General features: G+C 61.2%; 11 protein-coding genes. 4 read left to right on the forward strand and 7 right to left on the reverse strand.

The window, feature by feature from the left end:
* The first annotated feature begins 254 nt into the window (after positions 1 to 254).
* Positions 255 to 1,454, forward strand: coding sequence for a bifunctional 2-C-methyl-D-erythritol 4-phosphate cytidylyltransferase/2-C-methyl-D-erythritol 2,4-cyclodiphosphate synthase (locus VNX23_RS21965; protein ID WP_325633512.1), 1,200 nt, complete (start codon positions 255 to 257; stop codon positions 1,452 to 1,454).
* Positions 1,455 to 1,469: 15 nt separating this feature from the next.
* Positions 1,470 to 2,081, forward strand: coding sequence for a CinA family protein (locus VNX23_RS21970; protein WP_325633514.1), 612 nt, complete (start codon positions 1,470 to 1,472; stop codon positions 2,079 to 2,081).
* A 660-nt stretch (positions 2,082 to 2,741) separates the two neighbouring features.
* Here VNX23_RS21970 and VNX23_RS21975 read toward each other — a convergent pair.
* The gene (locus VNX23_RS21975; RefSeq protein ID WP_325633515.1) at positions 2,742 to 3,203 is read right to left on the reverse strand and encodes a type II toxin-antitoxin system RatA family toxin; all 462 of its coding nucleotides are present in this window, start codon (positions 3,201 to 3,203) and stop codon (positions 2,742 to 2,744) included.
* A gap of 175 nt (positions 3,204 to 3,378) precedes the next feature.
* Positions 3,379 to 4,338 (reverse strand): lipoyl synthase, encoded by a 960-nt coding sequence (lipA, locus tag VNX23_RS21980; protein ID WP_325633517.1) that lies wholly within the window; start codon positions 4,336 to 4,338, stop codon positions 3,379 to 3,381.
* 259 nt (positions 4,339 to 4,597) lie between these two features.
* On the opposite strand from lipA, the gene VNX23_RS21985 reads away from it, so the two are divergent.
* Positions 4,598 to 5,200, forward strand: a complete 603-nt coding sequence (locus VNX23_RS21985; protein WP_325633519.1) for a DNA-3-methyladenine glycosylase — start codon at positions 4,598 to 4,600, stop codon at positions 5,198 to 5,200.
* A gap of 35 nt (positions 5,201 to 5,235) precedes the next feature.
* On the opposite strand, the gene VNX23_RS21990 is transcribed toward VNX23_RS21985, so the two are convergent.
* On the reverse strand, positions 5,236 to 6,714 hold the full coding sequence (locus tag VNX23_RS21990; RefSeq protein WP_325633521.1) for a GH1 family beta-glucosidase: 1,479 nt from the start codon (positions 6,712 to 6,714) through the stop codon (positions 5,236 to 5,238).
* Between the two features lie 127 nt (positions 6,715 to 6,841).
* Between VNX23_RS21990 and VNX23_RS21995 the strand changes: the two genes are divergently transcribed.
* The gene (locus VNX23_RS21995; protein WP_325633534.1) at positions 6,842 to 8,590 is read left to right on the forward strand and encodes a beta-(1-6) glucans synthase; all 1,749 of its coding nucleotides are present in this window, start codon (positions 6,842 to 6,844) and stop codon (positions 8,588 to 8,590) included.
* A 37-nt stretch (positions 8,591 to 8,627) separates the two neighbouring features.
* Here the strand turns inward: VNX23_RS21995 and VNX23_RS22000 are convergent, their stop codons facing one another.
* The 4 genes from VNX23_RS22000 to VNX23_RS22015 form a co-directional block, all read right to left on the reverse strand.
* A complete protein-coding gene (locus VNX23_RS22000; protein WP_325633523.1) occupies positions 8,628 to 11,495 on the reverse strand; it encodes a valine--tRNA ligase in 2,868 nt (955 codons plus the stop codon).
* Between the two features lie 320 nt (positions 11,496 to 11,815).
* Positions 11,816 to 12,568: a DUF2497 domain-containing protein gene (locus VNX23_RS22005; RefSeq protein ID WP_325633525.1), complete on the reverse strand. Its 753-nt coding sequence runs from the start codon at positions 12,566 to 12,568 to the stop codon at positions 11,816 to 11,818.
* A 383-nt stretch (positions 12,569 to 12,951) separates the two neighbouring features.
* Positions 12,952 to 14,358: a TolC family outer membrane protein gene (locus VNX23_RS22010; RefSeq protein ID WP_325633527.1), complete on the reverse strand. Its 1,407-nt coding sequence runs from the start codon at positions 14,356 to 14,358 to the stop codon at positions 12,952 to 12,954.
* Positions 14,359 to 14,569: 211 nt separating this feature from the next.
* On the reverse strand, positions 14,570 to 15,235 hold the full coding sequence (locus VNX23_RS22015) for a protein-L-isoaspartate O-methyltransferase (RefSeq protein WP_325633529.1): 666 nt from the start codon (positions 15,233 to 15,235) through the stop codon (positions 14,570 to 14,572).
* Between the last annotated feature and the right edge of the window lie 327 nt (positions 15,236 to 15,562).

Genomic DNA, 15,562 nt, shown 5'->3' on the forward strand with positions numbered 1-15,562 from the left:
CACGGATTTCTCATCGCTTCGACAGAGCCTGCGTCTGCCCGGACCCATTTTGAGCACAAATGTTGTGCAGTCAAGTTCCATGCCTACACTTTAGACAGTTCTGAAAAACCTTGCAAGTGCACTGCAGCATAGGTGCTTTTCCCCACGGCGCTGGGAATCCCGAAGAAACGTTCTGTTTTCGCAAGCGAGCGTGATAAGGGCAGAGCGCCGTCCACCCAGCTTAAGAACTGACGGATTGCTCCTGGTCGAGACCTATGTCGAATCCTCAGCGGACCGCCGCCATCCTCGTCGCAGCCGGACGCGGTCTTCGTGCCGGCGCCGGCGGCCCCAAACAGTATCGCTCCGTTGGCGGGCAGAGCGTGATTTTCCGCGCCATGGAGCCGTTTTGCCGCCATCCGGAAATTTCTGCGGTGCAGCCGGTCTTGAATCCCGACGACCTCGCCATCTTCAACGAGGCAGTGCGCGGGCTCGCGCATTCAAGCCCCGCGAGGGGCGGCGCGACGCGCCAGGAATCCGTTCGTGCCGGCCTTGAGGCGCTTGGTTCGCAGAAACCTGACGTAGTTCTCATCCACGACGCCGCGCGCCCTTTCGTCTCTGCAGCACTGATTTCCCGGGCCATCAGAGCGACTTCCGCGACCGGCGCCGCAATTCCCACCATACCAGTCGCTGATACGATCAAGCTCGTCGACGCAGGCGGGCATGTCGAGGGAACGCCGGAGCGCGCGCGCCTGAGAATTGCGCAGACGCCGCAGGCCTTCCGCTTTGATGTTATCATTGATGCGCATCGGCGCGCGGCTCGCGAAGGCCGGACCGATTTCACCGATGATGCCGCGCTGGCGGAATGGGCGGGATTGACGGTGTCAACTTTTGAAGGCGATGCTGCGAACATGAAACTGACCACGCCGGAAGATTTCGTCCGCGAGGATGCGCGCCTTGCTAGCCAGCTTGGGGACGTCCGGACCGGGACCGGTTACGACGTTCATGCCTTCGGCGACGGCGACCACCTCATGATTTGCGGTGTTCGCGTGCCCCATCATCGCGGTTTCCTTGCCCATTCCGACGGCGACGTCGGCTTGCATGCGTTGGTCGATGCCATTCTCGGGGCGCTCGCCGACGGCGATATCGGCTCGCATTTCCCGCCGAGCGACATCAAATGGAAGGGCGCATCGTCCGACAAATTCCTGAAATATGCGGTTGAACGGGTCGCGGCACGCGGCGGCCGCATCGCCAATCTCGAAGTGACCCTGATCTGCGAGCGGCCGAAGATTGGCCCGTTGCGCGATGCGATGCGCGCTCGCATCGCCGAGATCACGGGGCTCAATGTCTGGCGCGTCGCCGTCAAGGCGACCACCAGCGAACGCCTCGGCTTTACCGGTCGCGAGGAAGGCATCGCCGCCACCGCATGCGCCACCATTCGCCTGCCATGGGGCGACAAGGGACCTGTCTCGATTTGAGGGAATTCGCGGTCGATGGGTAGCGAACGTCAAATCGGCTCCACTAATTCTCTTTCCCGCTCGCTGCTTGATCTCTGCCGCATGCGCAAGCTGACCATTGCGACCGCCGAATCCTGCACTGGCGGATTGGTAGCCGGCGCGCTGACCGACATTCCCGGCTCGTCCGACGTCATTGACCGCGGCTTCGTCACCTATTCCAACGAAGCCAAGCGCGTGATGCTCGGGGTCAAGGCCACGACGCTTGCAGCCTTCGGCGCCGTCAGCAGGGAAACTGCAACCGCGATGGCGGTCGGCGCGCTGGAGCGGGCTGGCGTCGATCTTGCCGTTGCCACTACCGGCATCGCCGGTCCCGGCGGCGCCACACCCGGCAAACCGGTTGGTCTCGTGCATTTCGCGGTCGCCGCCCGCGACGGCCGAATCCTCAATCGCGAATGCCGGTTCGGCGCGATCGGCCGAAGCGCGGTGCGCCAGCGCTCGGTCATCGAGGCCTTGCGAATGCTGATCGAGCTCGCCCGCGGGCCGAGGGCTGCGGTGAAGCCGAAACGTGAGCCGATCGTCCGCCTCCATCCACGGCTGGCGCGGACATCGCGCCGTGGCGCGGTCAAGCGGCGACGGCCGCCAAGGTAATGATTTCCGTCTGCGCGCAAACGGCAATTTCCCGAGCCGGTTCAGGCTGATTTGGGTTGTCCAGTCCCGCCGCGAAAAATTTTCTCACTTGTGCCGTCGGGCAAAACACCTTTACGACCTCGCCCCGTTCCTGCCCGCAAGAGGGGCGTTTCGCGACCGTCACGAGCGTTGGGCAGGGATGCGGTGGACGTCGGTTATGTCGCTTGACGGGCGAGGTGGCCTGCGAACGGCGAAGTCGTGTGGTCCTGACACCCCGACGCTGGTGTCAAATTGGCGGCAATTTCCGCTAATGACGGGGGCAAGAAAGCCCGGTCCCCGGGGAGAGCGCGAAGGAAACCGTAAAACCATCGTGCAGGGAATGCCGGCTGATCTCGGTGTACCTGTAGTGACTACACTCGTGTGCTTTCTTTCGTTGCGCACGAGGCTATGGGTGCGGCCGTAGCACCCGGCATTCCCTGCGCCCTCTCACTTGGAGGGCGTGACTGAGGCAACAACCCGGGCACGTTTCGCGTCGCGGGAAGGCGTTCTCGCGAGCGAATGGCTGTTTGAAAAGTTGAATATTGAATCGTTCACGGGAGTGTGGATTGTTTCGTCGCTTCGCTCCTCGCAATGCCGAGTGGGGCTCGCAATGACAATCCTCGCCTTCACAGCAATGACCGGCTAAGCCTGCTTCTTCCCGTAAATTTTGTCGGCGCGCTTTTCGAACGCGGACGCAAAACGCTGGAAGGCAGTATCGAACATCGTGCCCATGAGCATGGCCAGCATCCGGCTCTTGAATTCGTAAGCGATGTAGAACCCTACCTCGCAGGAATTGTCGGACTTCGGCTCGAAGGTCCAGCGGTTCTCGAGCTTGCTGAACGGACCGCGCAGATATTCGACCAGAATGTTCAGATTGGGACGATCCAGCGTCACGCGGCTTGTGAAGGTTTCGCGGACCAGCTTGAACGACACCGTCATGTCGGCGATCACCACCTCGGTCCCATTCGGCCCAGCGTTGCGCTGGCGTACTTTCAGCGACTGGCACAACGGCACGAATTCGGGGTAACGCTCGACGTCGGCGACCAGATCGAACATCTGCGGCGCGCTGTGGTTCACCCGGCGCCTGCTGTTGAATCTCGGCATTGAAACTAGAGCTCCGATTCCGAAGTTCGCAAGCTATCGCGGCGACCTCTGATACGAACTTCGGAATCAAAGGAGCTCTAGCAACTTGTTGATTTGAGTAGCGGCCATGAATTTGAAGTTCCTATCACGAACTTGCCGCGATACCGATAGGGACTTCAAATTCGCCGCACTCCGCTCAGCGGGATCTGGCGGCTCGCGCGGCCCGCAACCTGGCGAAATCCTCGCCGGCATGATGCGACGAACGGGTCAGCGGGCTCGCCGAAACCATCAAAAATCCCTTGGTATAGGCAACCTTCTCGAAGTTCGAAAACTCCTGCGGCGTCACGTAGCGCATCACCGCGTGATGTTTTCGCGTCGGCTGCAAATATTGTCCGATGGTCAGAAAATCGACGTCCGCCGAGCGCAGATCGTCCATGACCTGCAAAACCTCGTGACGCTCCTCGCCAAGCCCAACCATGATGCCCGATTTGGTGAAGATCGAGGGGTCGATTTCCTTCACCCGCTGCAACAGCCGCACCGAATGGAAATAGCGCGCGCCGGGGCGAACGCTGAGATAGCGCGACGGCACCGTCTCCAGATTGTGGTTGAACACATCGGGCCTGGCCGCCACCACGATTTCGAGCGCGCCGTCCTTGCGCAGAAAATCCGGGGTGAGGATCTCGATCGTCGTGGCGGGGCAGCGTGCCCGGATGGCGCGGACGGTTTGCGCGAAATGCGCGGCACCGCCGTCGGCCAGATCGTCGCGATCGACCGAGGTGACGACGATATGGGCGAGCCCAAGCTTGAATGTCGCTTCCGCGACGTGTTCCGGCTCTTCCGGATCGAGCACGCCGGGCATGCCGGTCTTGACGTTGCAGAAGGCGCAGGCGCGGGTGCAGGTGTCCCCCATGATCATGAAGGTCGCGTGCTTCCTGTCCCAGCATTCGCCGATATTCGGACAGCCCGCCTCCTCGCACACCGTCACCAGGCCGTTTTCCTTCACGATGTTGCGGGTCTCGGCATAGCCGCGGGTGGTCGGCGCGCGCACGCGAATCCAGTCCGGCTTCGGTGGCGACAGCGCGTCCGGGCGATTCACCTTTTCGGGGTGACGCGGGCGCAGCGGCGTGGCTGAAACGGTATCGACGACAACGACCATGAAGAATCCGTATCTGATATGTTCTAGTGGTCCGATTCTAACATTCGCATCCCACCTCAGCAGACACCGTTGCGAATGTTAGAATCAAAGGACCACTAGCAAATATAAGATTCTAGTGGAGTTTTGGATTTGACATTCGCTTTACGAGCTTGCGGCTAGATGGATAGCGAATGTCAAATCCACTCCACTAGCTAATCCGGTGGAGGACGAACCGCAACCGCTCGCAACAGTGTGCATTCGGTCTTAGCATACCGTCTGAATGGTCCAAAATCCCGCCGCAAATCTCCCAAAACCCGGCAAATTGCTCAAACGCGCCTTCTTCGCCCGCAGCGTGCACGAGGTCGCGCCCGACCTGATCGGCGCCACGCTGCTCGTGAACGGCGTCGGCGGCATCATCGTCGAGGTCGAGGCCTATCACCACACCGATCCGGCGGCTCATTCCTTCCGCGGGCCGACGGCACGAAACGCCGTCATGTTCGGTCCGCCCGGCTTCGTCTATGTCTACCGTTCCTACGGCATTCACTGGTGCGTCAATTTCGTTTGCGAAAAACAGGGCTCCGCCAGCGCGGTCCTGATCCGGGCGCTGGAGCCGACCCACGGGCTGGCGGCGATGCGGCGCCGGCGACATCTGACCGACGAGCGAACGCTGTGCTCCGGCCCCGGCAAGCTGACAGAAGCTCTGGGGATCACGGGGGCTCACAATGACCTGGCGCTCGATGCACCCCCGTTTGCGCTACTGGCGCGCACCGCCAGGCCGCAGATCGTTTTCGGCGTGCGGATCGGCATCACCAAGGCGGCCGACTTGCCCTGGCGATATGGGCTGAAAGGCTCGAAATTCCTTTCCAGGCCGTTTGCGAGCTGACGGCGTTCGGTAGCAGCGCGATGCGACGAGTGTGCTCAAACCACCGCATTGCGTTTGATGATTTCGCGATAAAAAGATGCGGAGAGTTTTGGCGTGCGCGCTTGTGTATTGAAGTCCACCCGGTAGAGGCCGAAACGTTTCTCGAATCCGTCCGACCACTCGAAATTGTCCATCAGACTCCACAGGAAATAGCCGTGCACCGCAATGCCCTCGGAAGTCGCGCGTTGCAGATGTGTCAGATAGTTGCGCAGATACATGATCCGATCGAGGTCATAGACCTTGCCGTCCGCGGCAGGATCGTCTTTCGCCGAAGTGCCATTCTCGGTGATGTAGATCGACTTCACGCCCCAAAGCTTCGCCACATGGCGCGGCGCCCAGTACATCGCCTCGGGGCCGATCTTCAGCCAGGTCGAATCCATCTTCGGGAACGCGGCCGGAAACGGCACCAGCGCAAAACCTGCCGGGTTGTCCGCGGCGACCACATAGTGGTCCGGCGTGTAGACATTCAGCCCGACGAAATCGACCGGAGACGAAATGATGCGCAAATCATCGGCGGTGTATTTCGGCGCATTGCTGCCGGCATACGCCAGAAAACCGTCGGTATATTTTCCCTCGAGCATCACGGTCAAATAGCCCGCATTCAATTCGCGGGTGGCGATTTCCGCCGCACGAATGTTTGCCGGCGTCTCGATCGCGGGGATGCAAACAACAATGTTTTCTGCCGGGCCGACCCTGGTTCCGGCGCGCCCATTCGCCCGTATGGCTTGCACCGAAAGACCATGGCCCAGCGCGACGTTGTGAAGAACCTGGTTCAATTCGGGCGCGGACAATCTGAGACCGGGCGCGTCGGGTCCCGCGCCATATCCCAAAAAAACGAACCGGTGCGACTCATTGATCGTGAAGAAGTGCTTGACGCGATCGCTTAAGTGTTCTGCGACGTAGCCGGCGTAATCCGCAAACGCCTTCGAGGTCTCACGCGACATCCATCCGCCGGTGCGATCCTGAAGCGCCTGAGGCAAGTCAAAATGATACATGGTCGCAAATGGCTCAATACCGTTCGCCAGCAGTTCGTCGATGAGCCGATGGTAAAAATCCAGTCCCTTGGGGTTTGGCGCACCCGAGCCTTCCGGGAAGACGCGAGGCCAGGCAATCGAAAAGCGATAGGCCTTCACTCCGAGCGCCTTGATGAGTTGAACGTCTTGCTTGAACAAATGATAGTGATCGTTGGCGATGTCGGCGTTGGTCTCGTCCACGATTGTCCCGCGCGCGTGGGTAAAACGATCCCAAATCGACGGACCGCGCCCGTCCTCGTTGACGGCCCCTTCGATCTGGTAGGCCGATGTGGCCGTCCCCCAAACAAATCCGCTCGGGAAAACGGCGGAGCGGCTGCCGTTCTGCTGCCTGTTTTCCGCCCTCGGGTCGGCCGCAACGGCCTCGGCGGATTTTGCCGAAATTGCAAGGGCCGACCAGCCCGCGAGCCCGCCGAAATGGCGTCGAGAGAGACCGTTGAACATCATTGCTTTACTTGTTGAGGCCGTGACAAATTTGCTATCAAACCGGACGTTGGGTCTCGCTTTTGTGCTCCGCGGTTCGGCGCCTGCGCATCCCACGTTTTGGCCGAACTGCGGACCGCCAGACCATATTCGACAATCCTTCCGGAGGACAGAACCAATCGCCTTTCGCACGCCACTGGCGCTTCTTCTCGTATCGCTGAGTTTTGTTGCCGGGGTCTGGTGGTGGCTGGCCACACCGGTCACGCTGGCCCGCGCCCCGATCGATCCGGCGGCGAAGCTGGATTGCGTGTCCTATGCACCATTTCGCGGCGACCAGACCCCGCTAAATCCGAACCTCATCGTCAGTGAGGAGCAGATTGAGGAGGATCTCGCCGAACTGGCAAAGATAACCGACTGTATCCGCACCTATTCGGTCGACAACGGACTGGACAAGGTGCCTGCAGTCGCCTCGCGGGTCGGACTGAACGTCTTTCTTGGAATCTGGATCGGCAACAATCGCCTGAAGAACGCGCAATTGGTCGACACCGCGGTCACGCTGGCCAGGGATTATCCGGGCACGATCAGAGCCATTATCGTCGGCAACGAAGTGCTGTTGCACGGAGACATGAGCCCCTCCGATCTTCGCGAACTTATCCGCTCGGTAAAGGCTCGCGTCAACGTTCCCGTGACGTACGCCGATGTCTGGGAATACTGGCTGCGCTACCGCGAAGTCCAGGATGCCGTCGACTTCATCACCATTCATGTGCTGCCGTATTGGGAGGACTTTCCGGTCCGCGCGCAGGATGCGGCCGCCCATGTCGCAGCTATTCACAAGCGCGTGGCCGCTGCCTTTTCCGGCAAGGAAGTCCTGATCGGCGAGACGGGTTGGCCGAGCATGGGGCGCATGCGCGAAGGAGCGCTTCCGTCGCGCACAAATCAGGCCCGCGTGATCTCCGAAATTCTTGACCTGTCGAAGCGTGAAAAATTCCGCGTCAACCTGATCGAGGCTTACGACGCCTCGTGGAAACGATATTGGGAAGGAACCGTGGGCGGCAATTGGGGGCTGTTCGATGCGGAGCATCGCAAGCTGAAATATCCGCCCGGTGAAGCTATCAGCAATTATCCCCTGTGGAAGCTGCACATGGGCGGCGGCATGGCATTGGTCATCTCGGTATTTGCTGTGGCCTGGATGACCTCAAGACGCAGGCCCTGGCCGCCCCGGCTGGTTTCGTGGATCGCGGTCGCAGTGTCCGCGACATCAGCCGGAATCCTGCTCGGAGTAGCCTTCGACAAGATGCTCTATGAAAGCTTCGGCTTCGGCGGCTGGCTCATGTGGGGCTCGCTGCTGGCGGCCGCCATCGCCTCACCCGTGCTTTGCGCGTTGGCACTGATGTCGGGACGTGCTCTGCCGACCTTCGTGGAGCTGATCGGCCCGCGCGACGGCAGGATCCAGTCATTTGCAACGATGCTGCTGGGCGTCGCACTGGCCGTGACCACCGTGATCGCGGCGGAGACTGCGCTGGGCGCCGTGTTCGACGCGCGTTGGCGCGATCTTCCATTCGCCGCTCTGACCATGGCAGCGATTCCATTTTCGACGCTGACGCTGTTCAACCGGCCGAGGTTCGGGACGCGGCCGATGGCGGAAGCGGTATTCGCCGGCCTCTTCGCTGCCGCGGCGCTCTATACCCTCTTCATCGAGGGGACGCGGAACTGGCAGGCCGTATGGACCGCGGCTGCTTACCTTCTGCTTGGCGCAACGCTGTGGCAGGCTCGCAGCAAGGAAGCCGGTTCGCAGCGATCGGCGTCGCGCGAAGAATCGACGCCGGCATATGCATTGCCATCGGCAGGATTGCCAGACCATCTCGATGCTGCCGATCGCAAGGTTCGCAGCGCCTGACAAAATGTTCCAAAGGTCGAAGCGCCGTTATTCTTCGCTAGGTGGCGCTCTTGAGGCGCTCCATCGCCTCGAGAATCTTTGCCCTTCGCGCCAGCGCGGCCTCCCGCTTCTCCCTTTCCTCTTCGACGATCTCTTCCGGAGCGTTGGCGACAAATTTCTCGTTGGCAAGCTTGGCGTCGATCCGCTTGATGTCGGCATCCGCCTTCGCCGCTTCCTTGTCGAGCCGGGCTTTCTCCGCTGAAAAATCGATCAGGCCCTTCAGCGGAAGGGCCGCGACCTCGCCCCGCACCAAAAGCTGCACCGAACCTTCCGGAGGGTGGTCAGCAAAGGAAATGTCGGCGAGCCGAGCCATCCGCCCGATCACGTCACTCCAGCGCGACGCGCGCTCCCTGGTCTTTGCAGAAGCGCCTGACAGCACCAACGGCGTCAACGTCGCCGGCGCAATGTTCATTTCGGCGCGCACGGAGCGTATCGCGGTCACGAGATCGACGACCCAGCCGATCTCGGCTTCAGCCTCAGGGTCGGTGAATTCGCCAGTCTCGAGCGCGACCAGGGGCGGGGGCATCATAGGATCATTCGGGACCGTCGTCGCCATCAGCGCCAGCTGCTCCGGCGTGAACGTTGCCGCCTTGCGCGGCCACGGCGCCAGCGCCAAAAGGACATCACGCCTGGCCGTCACTCCCCAAAGCTCTTCGGTGATGAACGGCATGAACGGATGGAGCAATTTGAGGATTTCGTCGCGCGCCCATGCGACCATCGCGCGGGTCTCGACCCTCGCGGCGCCCTCCTCGCCCATCAGGACCGGTTTGGCCAGCTCGAGATACCAATCGCAGTAGACGTTCCAGACGAAACGATAGATCGCGCCCGCTGCGTCGTTAAAGCGGTAGGCTTCAATCGCCTCGGTGACCTCGCGCGCGGCGCGCACGGTCTCATGCGCGATCCAGCGGTTTAATGTCTGCGTCGCTTTTGTCGGATCGAAGTCAGCCGGTACCGTGCATGCATTCATTTCGGCAAAGCGGCACGCATTCCACAGCTTGGTTGCAAAATTGCGGTAGCCCTCGACGCGGCTTGCCGCAAGTTTGATGTCGCGGCCCTGCGCCGCCATCGCAGCCAGCGTGAAGCGCAGGGCATCGGCGCCGAACTCGTCGATCAGGTGCAGGGGATCGATGACGTTGCCTTTCGACTTCGACATCTTCGCGCCCTTTTCGTCACGAACGAGCGCGTGGATGTAGACCGTCGGGAACGGGACCTCCTTCATGAAATGGAGGCCCATCATCATCATGCGGGCGACCCAGAAGAAGATGATGTCAAAGCCGGTGACGAGGACATCGGTCGGATAATAACGCTTCAGGTCGGTGTCGTCGTCAGGCCAGCCGAGCGTGGAGAACGGCCATAGCGCCGAGGAAAACCAGGTGTCGAGCACGTCCTCGTCACGGGTGATGAAGCCGGCGCGCTTGTTGCGATCGAGCGCCATCTCCCGCCCCTGCTCCGGCGTGATCACTTCCTGCTCGACATAGTAGCCAAGGGCATGACTGATGGCTTCTTCTTCGGTTTCGGCGACGAACACCTTTCCGTCCGGTCCGTACCATGCGGGGATCTGATGGCCCCACCACAGCTGGCGGGAGATGCACCAGGGCTGGATGTTTTCCATCCAATCGAAATACGTCTTCTCCCAGTTCTTCGGCACGAAGGTGGTCGCACCGCTGCGCACCGCCGCGACCGCAGGCCGCGCAAGGGTCTTGGCATCGACGTACCACTGATCGGTCAAGTACGGCTCGATCACAGCACCGGAACGATCGCCGTGCGGCACCATATGCGTGTTCGGCTCGATCTTCTCCAGAAACCCGAAATCTTCCATTCGCGCCACGATTTGCCTGCGCGCGGCGAATCGGTCGACACCTTGGAATTCTTCCGCGAACTGCATCGCGCCTTCCGGCAATCCGCGCAAATAGTCTTCGTTGCCGACCAGCGCCAGCGCGCCCTCCTGATTGAGCACGCTGACCTGCAGCAGGTTGTGCCGCCGGCCGATTTCGAAGTCGTTGAAATCATGCGCCGGCGTGACCTTGACCGCGCCGGAGCCCTTCTCAGGATCGGAATATTCGTCCGCCACAATCGGAATCCTCCGTCCGACCAGCGGCAAGATCACATGTTTGCCGACGAGGTGGCGATAACGCTCGTCATCCGGGTGCACCGCGACCGCGGTGTCGCCGAGCATCGTCTCCGGTCGCGTAGTCGCGACCACGATGAAGGTTGTGGGATCGCCGGGATTGAAAGCTTTTCCCTCGAGCGGATAACGCAAATACCAGAGGCTGCCCTTGAGCTCGATCTGCTGCACCTCGAGATCCGAAATGGCCGTCAACAGCTTGGGATCCCAGTTCACCAGCCGCTTGTCTTTATAGATGAGCCCCTGGCGATACAGCTCGACGAACACCTTCACGACAGCGCGAGAGAGCCCCTCATCCATCGTGAAGCGTTCGCGTGACCAGTCGCAGGAAGCACCAAGCCGCTTCAACTGGTTGATGATGACGCCACCGCTTTCGGCTTTCCACTCCCAGATGCGATCGAGGAATTTGTCACGCCCCAGTGCGCGCCGTCCCGGCTGCTGACGTTCCATCAATTGCCGCTCGACCACCATCTGGGTAGCGATGCCGGCGTGGTCGGTTCCCGGCTGCCAGAGCACGTCGCGGCCGCGCATCCGCTCGAAACGGCAGAGGATATCCTGCAAGGTGTTGTTGAGAGCATGCCCCATGTGCAGCGAGCCCGTCACATTGGGCGGCGGAATGACGATCGTGAAGGGTTCCGCATCGCGCCGGTCCGGGCGTCCGGCATTGAAGGCGCGGCTGTCCTCCCAGATGACGGACATGCGGTCTTCGATGTCGGCGGGCTGGTAATTCTTCTCGATCATGGCAGTGCAATCATGGATGTAGCAGCGGCAAGTGGTCCGAATTCCAGCATTGTCACCCCCGTTTCAGTGCGCACCTTTGTGGGGGTTGGAATCGAAGAACCACCAGCAAATACGGGTTTCCAGTGGAGTTTTGGACTCGACGCTTTTCGAGTTCGCGCCCAAAAGGGGTTGCGAATGTCAAATCCGCTTCCCTAGAAAGCCGCACCCGCGCGCCAAGTCAACATGGCCGGGTCATTTGACAGGCAGGCCGGAAGTTTACGGTGAAAGCGGAGCCAGGTGGTCGATCACGGCCGGCGGCCCGGCCAGAAGAGCCATAGACGTCAGCGTCCGCGCGAAACCCGCTCGATTTCCGCCTTGACGATACGCTCCACCAATCCGGGCAAATTGTCGTCGAGCCAGGATTTCAGCATCGGTCTCAGCATTTCCTTAACCAGATCTTCCAGGGTCCGTGCGTTCTGGCTGAGTACCGTGTGAGCGAGGCTATTGAAGGCCGACTCGACCGCAGAGACAGTCGAGCGCGACAGGATTTGCTGAGACGCCACCGGACTTTCCACGGCAGGCGTTTCGAACAAAGATGGACGAGGCGCCACCCTGCCCGCTTCGGTAAACTCGAGATCGTCGGTCGGTTCCACCCTCTTGAACGCGGGCCGCGGCGGATCCGGCAGGGCCATCTCGTCCGTCAGTTCGAGCACTTCGATGTCGGACGAGGCTGGCCGAATCTCTTCGGGGGTGGTCGCCTCATCCAGACCGTTCAACAGCGCATCGATATCGTCCTGGCTGTTTGTCTCGGCGGGTCCCGGCGCCGGGGCCGGTGCCGCACGCGAAGGAGGAGGCGGCGGCGGCGCGACTACCGCCTTTGGTGCGGCTGGGGCGGGCGGAACTGGGTCACCTGCGGGGGCCTTGGCGGCGGGCGGCGGCACCGGTTTCTCCGGCCTGGCCGGAGCCGCGGGAGCCGAGGGAGCGGAGGGTTTTTCAGCTGTCGCCGGCTTTGCTTCGTCGTCGGCAATGATCCGCCGGATCGACGCCAGGATTTCCTCCATCGAGGGTTCTTGGACCTTCGCAGGCTGCGTCATCTCCGATTCCACCTCATCAACGCTTTCGTCAGCGTTTTACACCAAGCGAGGCAGGAAGTGCCGGTTCGGAATAGGCGGGTTCGGATTTTCATCGCGCCAGCCCCACTTGTCCCCAGATCAAGCGTCGCGCGACGTGTCGCTGATAGCGTCCCGGCGCACCGAAGCGTCGTGCCACCACGGGTCCCAAATGGCGCGAATCGCTCTCCTGCCCGAGAGAACGGTACGTCAGGGCAACTAACGATTGCAAGCAACGCCGGGGTGAACGGTCGCCTGAAGAGGGAGTGGCCGGGAAGCAATGCGGAGACATGTAGCGAAGGGCTTATACGCTGATTGCCAATGACTTGAAAACGCCAGTTACGCGCCGACAGCAGCGGGAAACGCGGTCAGCGGCCATCGGGAGTACGAACACCGGCCCAGCTGTCGCGCACCTGGTGATAATGCACGCTCGCATCATAAACGGTGGTGTTAAGACCGAGCACCTGCGGCGAGAGCCGCCCTATCGCCGACAACACTGCGTATGACGCGACCACGCGGTCGTGCTGCGCTGTCACGAGCGCAACACGGGCGTTGACCAGGGCTTGCTGCGCGTTGAGCACGTCAAGCGTGGTTCGCTGGCCGGCTTTGGCCTCTTCGCGTACGCCATTGAGCGCAATCTCCGACGCCGTCACCTGCGATTGGGCGGAAGCCACCTGAGCCTTGCCGGCGACCAGTTGTCCCCAGGCGGTCACGGTGTTGGCGCGAGTCTGGTCGCGGGTCTGTTCGAGCACGAGACGCTGTTGCGCCAGCGATTCCTTGGATTGACGAATCAACGAGTACTCGGCGCCGCCCTGGTAGATCGGCACATTCAACTGTGCGATGGCCGACGCTCCGAAAGACCGGAAGACCTGCATTTGCTGTTCGTAGGCTTGCTGCACCACAACCTGCGCGGTCACCGTGGGCAGCAGCGCGCCCTCGTTCACTTTCACTTGCAGAAACTGGACGTCGATGCCGTACATCGCTGCCGTCACGTTCGGATTTTCGATCAAGCTGAGCTCGACCGCCCCCGGCAGCGTGGCCGGCAGGAAACGGTCCACCGGAGAACCTGGCGCGAGATTGACCGGATCATTGCCGATGATGCGGCGGAAATTCGCTTTCGTCGTCGTCAGGGTGGCTTCGGCGGCGAGGAGCTGTGTCTGGCCCGCCGCGAGCTGCGCTTCCGACTGAGCCACGTCGGTGCGCGTCACTTCGCCGACATTGAAGCGGTCGCGAGTCTGCTTGAGGGTCTGTTCGAGGACGCGCACGTTGCTCTTCTGGACCTCGACGATGGCGGCATCGCGCAGATAATCCATGTAGATCGTGGCGGCCGACAGCAGGATGGCCTCGTCGAGCACGCGCAACGCCTCGCGCGAGCCCGACACCTGGCTCTCCGCTGCGCGGGTCCTGTTGGCCGTTTGATTACCGTTGTAAAGCGTCTGGCTGAGAGTGATCCCGGCGCTGCGGGGAGCATTCACTCCAAAAACATCGGTCTTCAGAATCTGCTGCGGCGTGCCGCCGAACGTATTCAGAAGATCGGTATATTGAGTGCCGGCCGTTGCCGAAACGCTGAGTTTCGGACGATAACCGGACAATGCTTGCGGCACGTTCTCATCGGTCACTCTGACCTGGGCGCGCTGTGCATTGAGCTGCGGGTTTGACTGATAGGCACGCACCAGCGCGGCCTCGATCGTGTCGGCCGAAGCCGGCTTGGGGACGATCAAAGCTAGCAGAAGGACCGTAGCCCCGGCTCCGGTAAAGACCTTCACCCCATCCATCCCTGGCAATCCAATTCAAATCGGCAAGTTCCCCGGCGCCCAAAACCGGGTTGTTACGTCATTCCAAACAGATACCGCACCCGACCACCATATGTCGGGTGCAACAGCTAAGAAAGAGCTAAGACCCCCGCCAAGGCATCAGATGATGGGAAACTCCTGACATGGGGCTTCCATGCCACACTCCGACCTCGAAAGCCCCTTTGCACGCCGGCTAGAAAACGAAAGCGGGAGGGCGCTCAAGCCCAGGCAGGACGGGCAGCACGGCGTCGAAAAGTGCCCGATGCCCGAAATCGTCGTGCGAATGGGTCACGACGGTAACTCGCTGCGGTCGGGCCGTGGCGAAGGCCCCAACGAGCCGGCCGCCCTCCTTGAGCTGCCGGTAAAGCCCTTCGGGAATGATTTCGGTCGCTCCATTGAGGATTATGACGTCAAAGGGGGCGTTGGCCGAATCACCGCCGGCTACCGCTGCGGCCTTCACTGTCACATTTCCGGGCCCGATTTCCGCACAGATGGTCTGGGCCTTCGCCGCCAGCGACGCATCGGGCTCGGTCGCCGTCAGGCGCCGGCACAATCTTGCAACCAGTGCAGCCATGTAGCCGGATGCGCAACCGACCACCAGCACCTCGTCAGTATCCTTGACCTCGGCCGCCTGGATCATCTTCGCGGTCACCGCAGGCTTGATCAGGAAGCGTTTGACCGGCCCGCCTTCACCCACATCGAGATCAAGATCGAGATAGGCGAGCGAGCGCTGGGATAGAGGAACGAATAGCTCCCGCGGCACCGTCAGCATCGCATCGATAATTCGGATATCAGTCACATCGCTCGGACGCACCTGACCGTCGACCATTTTCTGTCGCGCAGTCGAGAAAGCAGGCATTTGGAAGGACCCCAGCAGAGAACGAATAATCGCAAGGAGATGACCGCGTCATGTTTGATACAAGGCTTGCCAAAACGCAACACGGCCGCGGCCGCTTGCCTTGACGTCCATGCGCACCTTGTTCCGGGCTCTAAGGTGCAATGAATGGCTTTTCCCGCCATCTGATTTCCCTTCGAGGAAGCACCCGAAAGGCTCATTTCGCCCTTTGCAAGCCGGGGGGGCTTTGTTATACGGCTCCCGCGCGTGGCCCCTTGCGGTGCGCCAATTCCTCGGTAGCTCAGCGGTAGAGCATTCGACTGTTAATCGAATGGTCGCTGGTTCGAATCC

Origin of the sequence: Bradyrhizobium sp., from assembly GCF_035570375.1 — a bacterium.
Classification (GTDB): Bacteria; Pseudomonadota; Alphaproteobacteria; order Rhizobiales; family Xanthobacteraceae; genus Bradyrhizobium.